Consider the following 16925-nt stretch of genomic DNA (forward strand, 5'->3'; position numbering starts at 1 on the left):
TTCCCTCGTCCTATTTTGATTCGATGTCCTTGATACACCAGTTGATTTCATCGATCCCCATTTGCTTTAAATAGGCGTTTACTTTTGAGAACGGACGACTGCCAAAAAAGCCGTTTCTTGCGGAAAAAGGACTTGGATGAGGTGACTCAATGATGTAATGCTTGCTTTGATCAATGCGTTCTTTTTTATTTTGCGCATGTCTGCCCCAAAGCACAAAAACGACTGGCTGATCTCGGTCATTCAGGACGTCGATGACGCGGTCTGTCACACGTTCCCAGCCTTTGCCTTTATGCGAGTTCGCTTCTCCTTTTCTTACAGTGAGCACGGTGTTTAACAGCAAGACACCCTGCTCTGCCCAGCTGACAAGCGAGCCATGGTTAGGGACCGGACAGCCGAGGTCATCCTTTAGCTCCTGAAAAATATTTCTCAAAGATGGCGGATGCTTGACACCAGGCTGAACAGAAAAGCTTAATCCGTGTGCCTGTCCTGGGCCATGATAAGGGTCTTGTCCCAAAATCACGACCTTCACATCTTCATACGACGTCAAATGGAGGGCACGATAAATGTCATCTGGCTTTGGAAACACGATCTGCGTACGATATTCTTCCTTTACCCACTCACGTAATTCCTGATAATATGGCTGTTCAAATTCACTTTTCATCACAGCCCACCAGCTATCATTTAAAAATGGCTTCATTGCGGTTGTCCTCCTTCTGTCTGCTGTGCCAATCTTGAGATCATCGGTTTTCCATCCCATACAATCTCACTCTCTGATTCTCGATTTTTCATCGCTGGTTCTTCTAATAGGACAGCAAAATTCGCTGTTGGCAAATCACCGAGCCCATGCTTTTCACTCAGGTCATCTAAATAGTTCTTCCTTGTTTCACCAAGATCACTCGACTGATTGCCCCCACCATCAAAGAACGCATAGATCACACTGGCAACTGGCACTCGTTTGGCTCGTGCATGCTGCGTAACACGCAGGAAAAAGTCCCAGTCCCAGTAGTGATGCATCGCTGGATCAAAATAGCCGATCTCATCATGTATGCGTCGTTTGTACATACTGCCAGAAGGAACATATGTAGAAAAAACACGCATGTCCTCAATGTCCGCTGTATAAGCAAACAAACGTCTTGATACTGGAAAACGAGTCGCACCTCGTTCTTCAAACGAAACAATTTCCGCATCCGAAAAGACAAAATCAGCGTCTTCCAGCGCCTTGCTCATACGTTCAATATGACAAGGTGTAAAATAATCATCGTCATCACTCAGCATAATGACGTCACCTGTCAGCTCACGCACGCCAACATTTCTTGCGTTCACATGCTGGACATTCTCATCTAAATGAATCAAGCGAATTGGCAGCTCTGGATAGAGTTCCTGAATCACGTCCACTCGCTCTCCTGCATCATTTACGACCACAATTTCAAAAGGCTGTACGCTTTGTCTCGAGATGGATTCAAGCAGTTCACACAATGCGCTCAGCCGGTTATGTGTCACAATTAGTAAAGAAATCTTCATATCGGCCTAACTCCTTTAATAGATTCGTCTTTTTCATTAAAACATAAATCGGCTTTCTTCTCATGATATAAAAGGCGGTTTGATTGATCGAGAAAATGGGAATTTTTGATGAAAAGGAGTGATGATGATGGAATTTTTCACAGTTGAGAATAGTAAAGAAGCCAAACAGACGATCGAACAGATACAATCCACAAAGGACGATGTGTTTGTGTTCGCGTATGACCCCGAACGCTCTGATACCGTTACTGAGTACACGGAAGCAAAGAGCATGACAGCTGTCGATCAAGGGATTTTAGATCAGATCGCCAATGTCATTCGCACCAGGGATGATGAACTGATGGCCAAAATCATGTCGACCGGCGCCGATCAAGAATTAGCCTTAACGCTTTTAGAGGAGCTGAAAAAAGGGAAATTGGTGATTTGTAAAAGATAAAGAATGAGGCGTTCCATGAAGAGTGGAACGCTTTTTTATGCCGTTTCATTGTGATAAATGGAAAAGCTGATTATAATAAGGGATAGAACAGTAACTGTTACACATCACATTGGAGGTTCAGCAACTATGTCTATGAATAAAGCACTCACCATCGCAGGTTCGGATTCAAGCGGCGGTGCAGGTATCCAAGCAGATTTAAAAACGTTTCAAGAAAAAAACGTCTACGGGATGACAGCTTTAACCGTTGTCGTTGCAATGGATCCTCATAACAACTGGGATCATCAAGTGTTTCCAATCGATACATCAACCATCCGCGCGCAGCTCTCAACGATCGTGGAAGGCATCGGTGTAGATGCGTTAAAAACAGGTATGCTGCCAACAGTTGACGTCATTGAACTCGCAGCTGAAACGATCAAAACATATGAGCTGAAAAATGTCGTCATTGATCCTGTTATGGTATGTAAAGGTGCGAACGAAGTCCTTTACCCAGAGCACGCTGAAGCATTGCGCGAAAAGCTCACGCCACTGGCAACAGTTATCACACCTAACCTTTTCGAAGCAGGTCAATTAAGCGGCATTGGCGAGATCAAAACGATGGAACAAATGGAAGAAGCCGCAAAACGCATCCATGAACTTGGTGCAAAGTATGTGGTCATCACTGGCGGCGGTAAGCTAAGCCCTGATAAAGCGATTGATTTGCTTTATGATGGACAAACCTTCGAACGCCTTGAAACAGATAAGATCGACACAGAATACACACACGGTGCAGGCTGCACATTCTCAGCCGCAGTCACAGCTGAACTAGCCAACGGCTCAGACGTGAAAGAAGCCATTTATGCAGCAAAAGAATTCATCACAGCTGCCATTAAAGGCTCTTTCCAACTAAACGAATACATCGGACCAACGAAACATTCCGCACATCGTTTGGACAAATAAGTTGAAAACTCAAAGGATACAGAAGCAACGCAATAAACCATATGTATAAATAAATTTCAAAGTAATTTATAAAACTTACAGAGCGTATTGATGTGTAAACTAGTCATTCCTTTAATATTGCACAATTCATCAACAGTTGAACTCCCTTTTTATATTTGTTGCATTCTATATGTAATAAGTCAATTTTGGGGGTTCAACTTATATCAGTATTACAAGCCTTCCGCTAAGTCATTATAAGAGTTCTTCCACTCAGATATTTCCTGAATTATCCTACTTTTATAAACTCCGAATGTTCCATTCATTTGATTTAATCAATCTTAATTCGTTTTGATACTATCTTTTCCAAAGATACCTTTCCACATCTTCCGTGGAACATAGAGTTCACATAAAGTTGCAACACGACAATTTTTGGTACTCTTTAAGTCGAACTTCTCCTGTTTATCATCTCAAAAGAAATTTTTTATTTCGGTACAACAACATCGACGATTACTTCTCTATTACCAGTATTCTTTAAAGTTTATAGAAGCAGTTATTAATATTAGGCGAGAAATCATCATCACGACAAATATTCTTATTTCAACCCGCAAAATAAACACAATTTTAATACTCAAATAAATATTAAACCAAGGTCAAGGAAAATAAGAAAAATTGTCGCCATTATGAATACATATGATGTTTTTCTATCTTCATTCCAAAAATTAAAAATTAAAATAAAAGATACTATTGTAGTGATTAAAGCCCAAATTATCATTTAGTCAACTCTCCTCTATATTTGTAATGCTGTTTATAAATAGTTCTCTACGCTTTTTTCAATTTCCAGGATTTATTATATTATGGTATGAACCATTCATAACATTTTAGTCAAATAAGACTGAAAGGGGACATTAAAATTGCTTAACAATATAGGACAGACTATGCGATCAATTAGAAAGAACAAAGGATATACTCAGCATTATGTTTCTAGTGGTTTACTATCACAAAGTGCTTATTCAAAGTTTGAACTACATCGAATCGACATACTTGCGTCATCTTTTATGGCTTTACTGGAAAAAGTAGACGTTTCTTTAGATGAGTTTCACTATATTATGAACGATTTTCAATATACTCGAAGGCAAAAGTTTATTAACGATTTTTTTCGTACGACTTTCAATCATCCAAACAAATTAAGACAATTGATAACAGAATCTGAAAGGTTGCTATCAGATTCGGAGGACCAATTGGTCAGTGATATTCAATGTATTTGTACAGCTTTAATAGTGCTCCATGAAACGGGTAGTATTGAACAAGCACGCAATCATGTAGATACTGTTTGGGAACGTCTTTCTAAGCATGAAAATTGGTACCTGATTGATATTAGACTGATAAACTCTATACTTTTTATATTTCCTATAGAAACAGCTATACATATAGCAAAGAATGCATTGAAAAGACTTAATATATATAAGAATTTTCAAGATACTTATAAAATTGAAATTAATATTCGAGTTAATTTTTCGCTTCTTTTAATAAAATACAATAAATTTAAGTCGGCATTAGTTGTATTAGAAGAAGCAATCCCTCTCTGTAAAAGACATGGTGCATACAGGGAGATGGCAATCTGCTATGGTCGTAAAGGGATATGTCTAAAAAACTTAAACATGGATTCACCTGAAGAGTATACTGAAAAAGCTGTAACAGTCCTTAGTATACTAGAGGAAAAAAAACTAGAAGAAATGTTATATACGGAGTTCAAAAACTATTATTAAAGCCATAAAAATAAATTCCACAATTCAATAAGATACAAAATACAATAATTGATCTCACTTTACTGGATTGAAAGTGGGTTCAAGAAATACATAAAAGAATTTCAAAAATAATCCTAAGACAGACCTTAGGATTATTTTTACTATCTACTCATATATTAAATAAAATATGGATATCAGTTCTCTCTACATTCGTTTTGAGAAGAATGGTTATCCTTCCGCATTGTAATGTTTCTTGCACTTTTAAAACTCATATACATTAAATATTCTATCTACAAATTTCTATTTATCATCATACATTAAGATTTAGAATAAAACTGACATAGATAATCTTTAAATAAAAAAAGCATACCCACACCCAGGTACACTCTTTCACCATACTTTTTTACCTACTTTTGCTGATCAGATTCTTTCGCCATTTTTCGAATAAAGGCTTCAATGGATTCAACAAATAAGGCATATTCTTTCATTTGTTTATACGTATCTGACAGCTTCTCTTTTAATTCTTCCTGCTCTAGAGAAGGTTCACCGAGAATAGATTGGACTTGAATCAGCAATTCTTTATATTCTTCACGTTTATCTTCAACATGATCTGCCATTGTCTCCAAGCGTTTTCTAGTCGTCGGCTGCTGTTTTGAATTCAAGTAAACAACCCCTTTTTGTCCTACCGCATTTGGATAAACGTCAGCCTCAGCTGTATATATTTTAAAATGATACCATAATTGAACCTGTTATCATATATGTAAAACGTCATCAAACCGATCTCCATCACCTGAGGCGACCCTTGTTTCCACGCTCTATAGGCACTAAGATACAGGCTGATCTCACTAGAAAAAGCAGATCAATGACCTGCTTCTTTTTGCAAATGCCACGTCTTCAATTTAAGCTTCGTTTCATTTCTACCACTGATGGAGATTGATTTATTTCCCGGGGAAGGAAAGTAACGTGCAGTAAATACTTCCCGGCCTCCGTTGACAAAAATCTCAATCGATGATGCATCAATAAAGATATGCAGATCCTGTAATTCCTCAATTTCTACTTCACGAACTTCCTTTATTCGATCTTCAAATCGATCTCGCTCTAACGTTAGTTTGCCTTCATCTTTATCATAAATGATACGAGCAGCAGCACGGATACAGCATTCAAATCCTTTTTGAGTTTCAATTTGATCAATGAATACCTCTGCGCTCGTCAAATCTTCAACAGGAATGGAGTGAACAGATCGTTTAACGTGAAAAACATGCTCCTGCTCATTTGTCCGCATAGATCGAAGTTCACTTACCGGCTGTTGAATAAGACGTCCTTCATCATCTAAACGGAGCTCTCTCGGAATCGTCAAGCAATGGATCCATTGATAAGAGATGGTTGGATGATGCTCTTCCCCTTGATCTGGTACACCCATCCATCCCATTAAAATGCGTCTGCCCGATTCATCTTGGAAAGTCTGCTGTGCATAAAAGTCAAAGCCACGATCCAGCTCCTCAAACGCTCCATGCGTATATTGGTAGGTACGATCATCCAATGTACCAACAAAATAACCAGATTGATGTGTATTGTTGTATTTGAATCCATCAGGCTTCAGCCCCTGTGGTGACACGATCAATACATCCTGACCGTCTAATTCAAACAGATCTGGACATTCCCACATGTATCCGAAATGATCTAAACCATTCTTTCCACTGCCTGCAATAATGCCTTGAAACGTCCAATTGTCTAATGTATCAGATGTAAATAAGACAAGATGTCCTTTGAGATCTTCACTTTGTGCTCCAAGGACCATGTACCACTTTCCATTCCGCTTCCACACCTTCGGGTCACGAAAATGTGCAGTGAATCCCGCTGGCAAAGTCGCCACGACACCTTTTTTCTCAAAATGAATCCCATCCTCTGACACAGCTAAACATTGATATGTCTCACGATTTCCTTGCTCATCACGGACATTTCCGGTATACATCACATACATACGACCATCATCAATGACTGCACTGCCAGAATAACATCCATTCTGATCAAACCAATCACTTGGCGTGAGGGCAGCCTCTTCATGCTGCCAATTCACTAGATCGGTTGATGTGTAGTGACCCCAGAATTTTGCCCCATGTCCTGTTTTAAATGGCTGCCATTGATAAAACACATGGTAGACTCCCTTCCACTGAATCAATCCATTCGGGTCATTTAAAAGACCGACTGGCGGCATTAAATGGAAGTTCTGACGGTACACATCTTTTTTCACCAAATGCTCATAGTTTCGAATACGATCTGTTACCTTTTGACGAAGTGCTGCGTCCGTTGTTGTCATCACTGTGACCACTCCTTGATTATTTTTCGACTTCTTTGACTTTAAAGATGATGGTAAGAATAAATGAAACAGCAACAGCTATTAACATACCAATAACATAATTTACCACATTTTGTAAACCAAATGGAGCTGCAATGGCAATCATCGGAATCCCTGTTAAACCATAAGCGTTGGCGGCTACCTTCGTGAAGACGACAAACGCCCCGCCTAATGCACCTCCGATCATTGCAGCAATAAATGGCTTACGATAACGAAGATTCACACCGAATATGACCGGCTCTGTAATACCTAAGAAAGCAGAAAATGCTGCTGGTAAAGCAATTTCTTTCGTTTTTGCACGCTTTGCTAAGAAAAAGACCGCTAGCCCAGCTCCGCCTTGAGCGACGTTGGACATGGCCCAGATCGGCAGCAAATAATTCCGTCCAATATCATTCAGAAGTCCTGCCTCAATCGCATGGAAGCTATGATGAACACCTGTCAGTACAATTAAAGAATAAGCACCTCCGAAAATCAGTCCAGCTAAGAATCCTGCATGGTCATAAACATAAGTGAGTGCATTCGAGATCCCTGTACCGAGCATTCTCCCTAGCGGTCCTACAGCAATAAACGTCACAAATCCAGTCACAATCACCGTCACAAACGGCGTCACAAGTAAATCAATACTGTTCGGCACAACTTTTCTTAAGTTCTTTTCAATCACGCACATGATATACACAGTTAATAACACGGGAATGACCGTTCCTTGGTAACCAAGAAGCGCAATATCAAAGTTGAATAGATGCATATATTCTGGTTTTGCGTCTGTCAGTCCCCATGGATTCAGCAAGCTCGGGTGAATCATAATGCCCCCAATGACAGCTCCTAAATATGGATTTCCACCAAACTCTTTGGCTGCACTAACCCCAATTAAAATCGGTAAAATGATAAAGGCAGCACTTGAGAACATATCTAGCATTTGGAAGATGGCAGAGCTTGGATCAGCCCATTTGAAGGCTTTCATCATACCTAATAGGCCCATTAATAAACCGCTTGCTACAATCGCTGGAATGATTGGTACAAAAATATTCGATAGCGTCTTGGCAAAACGTGCAAGTGGATTCATTTTTTGCTTCACGGCTTCATCATGGCTGGCTGGTTTTTGATTCTCGTCGTCTGCCTCAAGACCCGCCTCACGCGCAAAAGGCTCATATACTTTGTTGACAGAACCTGTTCCAAATATGATCTGGAATTGACCCGAGCTTGAGAAGGCACCCTTCACACCCTCAAGTTCTTCAATGGCATCTTTGTCAATCAACGCCTCATCTTTCATCACCAATCGGAGTCGTGTGGCACAATGTGTTGCGCTAATGACATTTTCTTTGCCGCCTAATAATGTTGTTAATTCTTTGGCTGTTTTTTGATAATCCATGTTGTCTCCCCCTTTTTTTAAAACAAAAAAGACCTAAAATTCACTAACGATGAAAGGACATACACGTCCCCTCGTTACGCAAATTTTAGGTCTTGCCTGCCTGACAGTCACAATCCCACGATATTGGTTTTTGATTACGCTTTCATCATAGTATAAGAGCGTGACCTGCGTCAACCTATTTTTTCGAATCAAATGACCCATATACACTAATTAGAGTAGTGTGCATAAAAAAAAGCCTGCGGACAGGCACAACCTTTACACCAATTCGGCATCCTGCAGACGCTGGACATGCAGCGTGATGTAGCCGATCTCCGATTCAGGGAGATGAAGTCCATATTCTTTTTTCAGCAAATCAGCCAGTCCAAGTGCACACCGGTAAGCCGAATCATACTTTGTTTGGATAAAAGTCAGCATGTCATCGTCCATGATTTGAAATGCTTCATTCGATTCCAACCTGCCTAATGCATACCTCAAATGTGTCACAAGGCGCTGATATGAAATACTATCCTCATCAATCGAGCGCTCAAAAACGCTTTCGATATGCTCGATCATTTCTTTGATCATCGTTGTGTATTTGACCGTCTTCTTCATGGACTCCGTATTCATTTTGGCCGTATGAATATGAAGTGCCACATACCCTGCCTCATCGTCCGGCAGGTCAACCCCAAGCCGCTCCTTTACATAACGAATGGCATACTTTCCAATATCATATTCCTGCTTATATAAGACTTTGATCTCACCAAGCAATTTATTATATAAGACAATGCCTTTTTGAACGCGTTCAATGGCAAAGGATAAATGATCTGTCAGTGAAATGTGGATATGATCACTGAGCGGCATCATGAGTTCACCCTCTGCATAACTAATAATATGCTCTGCCACCTCAATATGCGCTTCTGGCAATGTCGCAAGAATTTGTTTGAATTTCTCATTTTCTTCACGCACAACAAAAATCTTCTCTATTTTTTGAACGGGAACGACGTCATTTTTCCCCTTCTGAAAAGCAATTCCGGGCCCCATCACAATTTTCTCCTGATCACCCTCCTTTACAACCACTGCATTGTTATTCAATATTTTATATATCTTCAAGGGGCATCCTCTCCCACAGATAACGTGTCTTATGTGGGATTTTACCCTGTTTCAACTTTTCTGTAAAGATAAGAACGGACCGGCACGCGCCTCTCTCGTTGTCTTTTCATAAAGCATCATCAGACTTTCTTGAAACGGCTTTTCTGTCCTGCGCTTCTTCTTCTTTTCATCTGCCAGTTTCTCTAGCTTTCTCTCATTCACCGCAAGAAAGAATCCTCCATCCACTGCTGTCACTTTCACCCCTTGCTTCTTCAGCAGCTCACCAGGATTCACAAGCACATTCATCACAAAACCAAACCATACACTCAACCAGTTCTTCCATTTCTTCACTGAACATCCCTCCGCTTTCCTTAGAATCTAGCAGTTCTAGCAAATTAACTGTTCCTATCATATCCCGAGAAAAAAGAGAGGTTTGTCACAATCTGGGTGAAAAAACGAACTAGTTTTCAGAAGTTTTGTTGAAAAGTGCAGAAGATGATCATGTTCCACAATGTTTCTATGAAAATTTTATACACACACTATCCCAAAGATAAGCACATCTTATCAACAGGGTTTATCCACATATCAACACCCTCTTACTAGATTTTGTGTATGAGATTTTTTTATTTTCCATATATATATCTGAATAATCGAGTTATCAACAGATTATTGTGCATAAGTGTGACTTTATAAACAAAATAGTTCTTTATGACTATGTAAAATAAGACCATTTCAGTAAAGGAATTGGTTTCATCGTATGGAATACTTAATAACGGGCAGTGAATCTTTCCTATTTATCCACAAAAAGAAAGGCTATCTCCCTAAATACACAGCTAGAAAGGGGAAAATTAATTGAAAAAAGTAATCTCTCGTTCTTCTGTTCTATTGTTCTCCACTATTTTTACCTTATCCACATTCTTTTCAGGTCAGGCTGCTGCCGCTCCATCGAACAAACAGGTGGAACTGGAAAAAGCAGAAATCTTCGGCGAAATCAATGTTAAGTCTAGAAAACACACCACTGTCATTGTTGAATTAAAGGAAAAATCCTTAGTTGAAGCCAAGCAAGAAGGCGAAGCACAAACAAAGGCCTCCCTCAAAAAATCTCGAACGAAAGTAAAGAATGCAGCACTCAAAAAGTTAGATAAAGCGAGTGTTCGTCAAGAATATGAAAAAGTCTTCTCTGGTTTCTCTATGAAACTTCCTGCAAACGAAATCCCGAAACTGCTCGCAGTTGACGGAGTAAAAGCCGTTTATCCGGATGTTACATATCAAACAGATGAAGTGAAAAAGGAAAGCGTCCAGCTTCCTAATGAGGATGTCTCTCCACTCATGGATAAAAGTGCTCCATTTATCGGTGCCCCAAAAGCATGGGATGCCGGCTACTCTGGAAAAGGGGTAAAAGTCGCTGTCATTGATACTGGAGTAGACTATACCCACCCTGATTTAAAAGGAAACTTCGGATTATACAAAGGCTATGACTTTGTTGATAATGACTATTCTCCACAAGAAACACCAAAAGGAGATCCTAGAGGCGAATCGACAGATCATGGTACACACGTCGCAGGAACAATTGCGGCAAATGGACAAATTAAAGGTGTCGCTAAAGACGCTACCCTTCTCGCCTACCGTGTCCTTGGACCAGGCGGATCAGGAACAACTGAAAATGTCCTTGCAGGCATCGACCGGGCTGTCACTGACGGAGCCGATGTCATGAACCTTTCTCTTGGGAACAGTGTGAATAACCCTGATTATGCAACAAGCATCGCACTGGATTGGGCCATGTCTGAAGGGGTTGTTGCTGTGACATCAAACGGAAACAGTGGGCCAAACAGCTGGACCGTTGGATCTCCTGGGACATCAAGAGATGCTATTTCTGTCGGAGCCACTCAGCTTCCGTACAGTTTATACAACGTGAAATTCCCGAACTATTCAACAGCAAAAGTGATGGGCTACTATCAAGAAAATGATTTAAAAGCACTTGACCAAAAACAAGTCACACTCGTCCAAGCAGGCATCGGTGACGAAAAAGATTTTGAAAACATCGATGTCAAAGGAAAGGTGGCAGTGATTGAACGTGGAGCCATTGCCTTTGTTGATAAAGTGGACAATGCGAAAGCTGCTGGTGCGATCGGCGTTGTCATGTACAACAATACCGATGGAGAAATCCCTGTGGATGTACCAGGTCTAGCACTTCCGACGATTAAGCTGTCAAAAGCGGAAGGAACAGCACTTGTTAAAGCCATTGAGGCTGGTAACAATACAACAACTTTCTCGATTCAATTTGTGAAAGAGTTAAGTGAACAAGTCGCTGACTTCTCATCTCGCGGACCTGTTGTCGATACGTGGATGATCAAACCAGATCTTTCAGCACCTGGCGTGAGTATTGTCAGCACCATTCCGACACACGATCCTTCTCAGCCATACGGCTATGGATCGAAGCAAGGAACAAGCATGGCATCTCCTCATGTAGCCGGAGTAGCAGCGATTATTAAACAAGCAAAACCATCGTATTCTACAGAGCAAATTAAAGCGCTGATGATGAATACAGCAGAAACATTGTATGACCCAAATGGCAGCCAGTTCCCTCACAATACGCAGGGCACAGGCAGCGTTCGAATCATCGAATCACTTCAAGCGTCTTCTATTGTGTCTGATGCAAGCTATTCGTACGGCACTTTCTTAAAAGAAAAGGGCGTTCAAATCAAAACGAAGAAGTTCAAGGTAGAAAACCTGTCAAAAGCACCGAAAACCTATACCATTGATTACAAGTTCGATGGCAATGGCATTAGCACAAACGGCACGAAAAAAATCACAGTAAAAGGGAATTCCACAGGGTCCTTTACTTCCGCAGTACAAGTGAATTATGGAAAAACGAAAAAAGGAACGTACCAAGGCAGTATCACCATTCGCGAAAATGGCAGAAAGGTCACTGAAATCCCTACTTTATTGATTGTAAAAGAGCCTGATTACCCGCGCGTCACTTCGGTTTCCGTAGAGCCTGATAACCGTGCTGGAAGCTATGTCATTAGTAGCTATCTCCCAGGCGGTGCTGAAAATCTTGCATTCCTCGTCTACTCGACAGATGGAGAGTATTTAGGTGAAGCAGGAGTTTATCAACATGTTGATAAAGGAGAGCATCGTGTGAAATGGAATGGCACGATCAATAAAGGACAGAAGTTAGAAGCAGGTGAGTATACAATGCTTGCGTATGCAAGCCTGAAAGGCAAATCAGATACGGTTCAAACGAAAGAACCATTCGATATTTATCCTGAATAAACAAGAATCACATAATAAGCCTTGTATGAGCCCATCAGCTCAACAAGGCTTTTCTATCATATATGGAGGAAAGAGAAATTCATGTTGATATGGCTATGGATCGTTTCTTTTATGACGGCTTTTTTTCTCACGATCACCTTGGTTTATTTTTTTACCTTTTTACATGCAAAACAGCCTCGTCCTTTTCATCAAGCATGTGAACTGACTGTCTATACCACCTGCATTTATCCGCTTAGCTTGGCGGTGACAGCTGCCTTTATTCTCACCATGATGCTCCTCTATCCCTTTTATTGGCTGCGCAGACGGTAAATTCACATAAGTTATGCGTCAAAAGCTTCTTTTAATAAACGATACGATGTGAGACGTTCTTGCATGTGATGTGTGATGGTCACAGCGATCACTTCATCTGTACGATACGCCTTTGCGAGTTCTGTCAGCTGCTGCTTCACAGAGGCTGGCGTGCCAACAACCATTCTCTGTCGATTGGCTGCTACTCGTTTTTGTTCATATGGACTGTAGGAATAGTCCTTTGCCTGTTCAAATGAAGGAAAGCCGCCAAGGTTCTGTCCTTGTTCGCTAGCTAATAATGATAAATCTAAGCTGACAGCCAATTTTTCTGCCTGTTCCTCTGTTTCTGCACATAAAACGAAGACCGCAAGACTGACACGCGGCTCATCACCAAATTCCGAAGGTTCAAATCGGTTGATATACTGCGACACAGAGTCTTCTCCGCCTTCTCCATTAATGAAAAGAGCAAACGTATAACCTGCACCTGCTTTTGCGGCAAGCCGTGCACTTCCTCCAGAGGAACCTAACATCCATACCTCTGGGGCAGTATCTACTTTCGGAGAAGCGGTCAGGTGAGGCAGCGGATAAAATTCATCGGCTAAATCATGTAAATACACCCTTAATTCTTCTACCTGCTCGGGGTATTGATCACCAAGTCGCTTCCGTTCTCCATGATGAAGGGCAATGGAGGAGATCGGCATACCTCCAGGAGCACGTCCAATGCCAAGATCAATTCTGCCCGGAGCCAAGGCTTCGAGCACTCTGAAGTTCTCTGCTACTTTATAGGCACTGTAGTGGGGCAGCATGACGCCACCTGAACCAATACGGATATGTGACGTCACAGCTGATAAATGACCGAGAAGCACCTCTGGACTCGATCCTGCGAGCCGGTTTGAAAAGTGATGCTCTGATACCCAAAATCGATGATAACCCCATTTCTCTGCCTGCTTCGCCAGCTCGACTGTTTGCTTCAGCGCCTCAGCAGGCGTCGCATCTCCAATCAAAGGAGATTGATCAAGTATACTTAATTTCATGATGTCGCACCTCTTACAGAAATCCCCCTCTCTCACTTGAAAGGGGGATTTCCTGATTTATTTTCGATTAAAGCCCTTCTCTTTCACAAAATCTCCGAGGAAAGCACGTTTTGGCTGGCTAAAGCCTCGAAGCATTTGCTCAGACCATGTATCTTTTCTCTCACCGTTTGTTCGTTCTTCATAATATGATGAAATACGATCATCGTATTCTTTTAAATAACGATCCACATGAGCTTCGTCTTGCTGATATGTGTTTTCATGATAGATCAGCTCAACGGGCAACCGTTCCTTTTGAGATGATGAATTGGCAGGATGTCCTATGGCCAGGCCGAATAGCGGCAGCACATAGGAAGGCGTTTCAAGTAATTCTGATACTTCCTTCAGCTGATTACGCAGTCCGCCGATATAGCAGATGCCAAGTCCCATAGATTCTGCGGCGACACTGACATTTTGCGCAGCGAGCGCCGCATCAATCACACTGATCAGAAAGGCTTCAGTATTCTCAAGCGCTTCTTGATGGTTTTTCCCTGCTTTTTTTGCGATATAGTCGTGGCGTTTCAAGTCTGCACAGAAAACAAAAAAATGCCCATTCTTCTCAACGTATGGCTGATTTCCAGCCAGTTCAGCAAGCTTCGCCTTCTTCTCCTGATCTGTTACACCAATGATACTATACGCCTGTACATAGCTTGATGTCGAAGCAGCCTGTGCACTTTTGATAAGTGTCAGCACTTCTTCGTCTGTCAGACGCTCATCTGTAAACGAACGGATGGACCGATGATTTAAGATGGTTTCTATCGTTTTATTCAATTCGAAGACCTCCTTCACTCCTACTATCATAAGACAAATGAATATTGCTTTTCAAAAGTTAGAACTCACACCAAAAAGGCAGCCTACGCTTAGACTGCCCTTTACCCGTTTTATTTAAATAAATAACTTTGATATTTCGTTAATTGAACACTTGCATTATAGGCGATACCAAATCCAATCAGAACAGATAAAACAGAGCTTCCCCCGAAGCTGATGAATAAGAGCGGTATCCCTGTTACAGGCATGACGCCTATGTTCATGCCAATGTTCTGGAATGTATGGATGACAATCAATGCTGTATATCCTACACAGAAAAATGACGCAAACCGGCTATAAGGATGGATACGGTCAATCAACACAACAAGCCTGTAAATCAGGAAGAAGAACATGATCACAACAAATGCGCAGCCGACAAAACCAAAGGCTTCCCCTATGATAGAGAAAATCATATCTGTCTGTGCTTCTGGAACATACACTTTTAAGTTTTTAACACCGTTCCCGAAAATTTGTCCTGCCCCAATTGCCATAATGGCTTGCTCGACTTGATATTTATCAGATCCAGATGCATCCTGTGTCTGGGCTTGGTTGGCTGTCGAAGAACTATCAGGCAGCCAAGCGGTAATCCGATTGATCTGATACTGCTGAATCCCGATCTTTTGTGCGAAATCAGGGAATAGAATAATCACGGCTAACACAGCGGCAACTAAGAGCACAACCACTGAACCGATGAGAGAGATCAATTTCCAGTTGACCCCTGATAAAAAGACCATGACAACGACAATAAACATACATACCGCAGCCGTACCTGCATCTTGCAAAAAGATGAGTCCGACTGGTACAGCAGCCACGCCGGCAATTTTTAATAGTAGGAAAATATCATCTTCTAATGTTCGTTTTCCTCTTGGGGTTGCCTTCCCAATGACAGAGGCGAGCATCATAATCAAACCAATTTTCATGAACTCTGAAGGCTGAAATGTTCCAATTCCCGGTAACACAAACCAACTTTTTGCACCATTTTTAATTGGAGCAAAATCATGACCTGCAATTTGTGCAGGAGCAATTTTTAAAAGAATTAAGAGCATAATGCCGCCTATAAAAATATATAGGCTTAACTTTTCTAATTGTTCCAGATCGAAGTAATTAATAGCCACAATACAGATGACCCCGACCATGTAGTAAATGATCTGTCTGGTCCATGCATTAGATCCATATTGCCCAAACTGTCCCGCAGCATAAATAGCGATGACACTGATGGCAAAGAAGGCTAAAAATATAAAAATCAAATCTCCCTGATAGTAAGGAGATGTATTCTGCTTGTTCATGAACTAACCACCCTTATTACAAAACATAAAAGCCCTTATTTATATTAGATTGAAATTTTCACAAAAGCAACTCACCTTAAATATGACGGAAGTGACACCTGAAAGGTTCCATTCTATTTTCAAAAAATGAAATACTTTTCATCCTAACAATAGGAAAAAATTCCTTTCCACTCTATCATGACAACCGATCATAAGTCCTTTAAAAAGATTATTTTACAGATTTTAAGGGGAAAATTCAATGACTTATGTGGCGATATGAAAGGTGAACATCTTGCCAGCATAAGCTTAACTGAGGTATAAGAAAAAAAACAATTTCTGCGGAATAAGGCCCATTTTCCAATTATTGAGTTTACTTCAAAGTCAATTGTGGTATAATATTTGTAACAAAATGTTCACAATATCTCCTAAAAACAGACACAATTGCATCCTGACCTCTCATTTGAATTGAACATCAACTTACAAAGGAGTTGGATACGATGGATATGTTCTTTGCGTACCTATGTATTGCAACAGCTACACCCCTGTTTTTATGGTTGGAAAACAGAAAGATTGCATTAGCATCTATTCCACCCATCATGATTATGTGGATTTTCTTCGGTCTTTACATGACAAGCAGTTTATCTCCAGCAGGACATACCTTCATGATCGCATTCTTTGCCATTAACGTGATTCTGGCTCACATTGCAGCTTTCCTCATCTATGGACTTCCATTCATTCGTAAAAGATTCAGCAGCAGATAGATATCACATCATCAATTGGAAGCGTTATCACAATCAGCATAAAAACCACTC

General features: G+C 40.9%; 16 protein-coding genes. 6 read left to right on the forward strand and 10 right to left on the reverse strand.

The genetic code is table 11. The annotated features are described in order from the left end of the window. Window positions 1-10: 10 nt before the first annotated feature. The gene (locus tag NST15_RS17645; RefSeq protein ID WP_017360124.1) at window positions 11-697 is read right to left on the reverse strand and encodes a uracil-DNA glycosylase; all 687 of its coding nucleotides are present in this window, start codon (window positions 695-697) and stop codon (window positions 11-13) included. Next, the gene (locus NST15_RS17650; RefSeq protein WP_342498703.1) at window positions 694-1521 is read right to left on the reverse strand and encodes a glycosyltransferase family 2 protein; all 828 of its coding nucleotides are present in this window, start codon (window positions 1519-1521) and stop codon (window positions 694-696) included. Before NST15_RS17650 ends, NST15_RS17645 begins: the two co-directional genes overlap by 4 nt. Window positions 1522-1648: 127 nt before the next feature. Between NST15_RS17650 and NST15_RS17655 the strand changes: the two genes are divergently transcribed. The 3 genes from NST15_RS17655 (at window position 1649) to NST15_RS17665 (ending at window position 4635) form a co-directional block, all read left to right on the forward strand. Beyond that, window positions 1649-1954 (forward strand): general stress protein, encoded by a 306-nt coding sequence (locus tag NST15_RS17655; protein ID WP_025208177.1) that lies wholly within the window; start codon window positions 1649-1651, stop codon window positions 1952-1954. Window positions 1955-2080: 126 nt separating this feature from the next. Beyond that, window positions 2081-2890 carry a bifunctional hydroxymethylpyrimidine kinase/phosphomethylpyrimidine kinase gene (locus tag NST15_RS17660; RefSeq protein ID WP_008343648.1) on the forward strand — a complete coding sequence of 270 codons (810 nt, stop codon included), beginning with the start codon at window positions 2081-2083 and terminating at the stop codon, window positions 2888-2890. 890 nt (window positions 2891-3780) lie between these two features. Continuing rightward, window positions 3781-4635, forward strand: coding sequence for an Rgg/GadR/MutR family transcriptional regulator (locus NST15_RS17665; protein WP_035702466.1), 855 nt, complete (start codon window positions 3781-3783; stop codon window positions 4633-4635). 386 nt (window positions 4636-5021) lie between these two features. Here the strand turns inward: NST15_RS17665 and NST15_RS17670 are convergent, their stop codons facing one another. The 5 genes from NST15_RS17670 to NST15_RS17690 all read right to left on the reverse strand — a co-directional run bounded on the left by NST15_RS17670 (window position 5022) and on the right by NST15_RS17690 (window position 9758). Then, entirely contained in the window at window positions 5022-5276 is a 255-nt protein-coding gene (locus NST15_RS17670) for a hypothetical protein (protein ID WP_008359596.1), read from the reverse strand. Between the two features lie 197 nt (window positions 5277-5473). Beyond that, window positions 5474-6931, reverse strand: a complete 1458-nt coding sequence (locus tag NST15_RS17675) for a sucrose-6-phosphate hydrolase (protein ID WP_342498704.1) — start codon at window positions 6929-6931, stop codon at window positions 5474-5476. Window positions 6932-6950: 19 nt separating this feature from the next. Beyond that, window positions 6951-8339, reverse strand: coding sequence for a sucrose-specific PTS transporter subunit IIBC (locus tag NST15_RS17680; protein ID WP_008345474.1), 1389 nt, complete (start codon window positions 8337-8339; stop codon window positions 6951-6953). A gap of 255 nt (window positions 8340-8594) precedes the next feature. Continuing rightward, on the reverse strand, window positions 8595-9428 hold the full coding sequence (locus NST15_RS17685; protein ID WP_026050173.1) for a PRD domain-containing protein: 834 nt from the start codon (window positions 9426-9428) through the stop codon (window positions 8595-8597). A 51-nt stretch (window positions 9429-9479) separates the two neighbouring features. Next, window positions 9480-9758 carry a hypothetical protein gene (locus NST15_RS17690; protein WP_342498705.1) on the reverse strand — a complete coding sequence of 93 codons (279 nt, stop codon included), beginning with the start codon at window positions 9756-9758 and terminating at the stop codon, window positions 9480-9482. Between the two features lie 501 nt (window positions 9759-10259). Between NST15_RS17690 and NST15_RS17695 the strand changes: the two genes are divergently transcribed. Continuing rightward, window positions 10260-12683 carry a S8 family serine peptidase gene (locus NST15_RS17695; protein WP_052320532.1) on the forward strand — a complete coding sequence of 808 codons (2424 nt, stop codon included), beginning with the start codon at window positions 10260-10262 and terminating at the stop codon, window positions 12681-12683. An 81-nt stretch (window positions 12684-12764) separates the two neighbouring features. After that, window positions 12765-12992, forward strand: a complete 228-nt coding sequence (locus NST15_RS17700) for a hypothetical protein (RefSeq protein WP_017360133.1) — start codon at window positions 12765-12767, stop codon at window positions 12990-12992. Between the two features lie 11 nt (window positions 12993-13003). Here the strand turns inward: NST15_RS17700 and NST15_RS17705 are convergent, their stop codons facing one another. From NST15_RS17705 to NST15_RS17715, 3 genes are all read right to left on the reverse strand, one after another. Further along, window positions 13004-14008, reverse strand: coding sequence for an LLM class flavin-dependent oxidoreductase (locus NST15_RS17705; RefSeq protein WP_342499068.1), 1005 nt, complete (start codon window positions 14006-14008; stop codon window positions 13004-13006). A gap of 54 nt (window positions 14009-14062) precedes the next feature. Then, on the reverse strand, window positions 14063-14812 hold the full coding sequence (nfsA, locus tag NST15_RS17710; protein WP_017360135.1) for an oxygen-insensitive NADPH nitroreductase: 750 nt from the start codon (window positions 14810-14812) through the stop codon (window positions 14063-14065). 110 nt (window positions 14813-14922) lie between these two features. Beyond that, window positions 14923-16134, reverse strand: a complete 1212-nt coding sequence (locus NST15_RS17715) for an FtsW/RodA/SpoVE family cell cycle protein (protein ID WP_008345489.1) — start codon at window positions 16132-16134, stop codon at window positions 14923-14925. A gap of 476 nt (window positions 16135-16610) precedes the next feature. On the opposite strand from NST15_RS17715, the gene NST15_RS17720 reads away from it, so the two are divergent. Next, window positions 16611-16874 (forward strand): spore morphogenesis/germination protein YwcE, encoded by a 264-nt coding sequence (locus NST15_RS17720; protein WP_008345491.1) that lies wholly within the window; start codon window positions 16611-16613, stop codon window positions 16872-16874. Window positions 16875-16925 lie beyond the last annotated feature (51 nt).

It is taken from the genome of Bacillus sp. FSL R5-0820 (assembly GCF_038593385.1).
GTDB classification, from domain to species: domain Bacteria; phylum Bacillota; class Bacilli; order Bacillales; family Bacillaceae; genus Bacillus; species Bacillus altitudinis.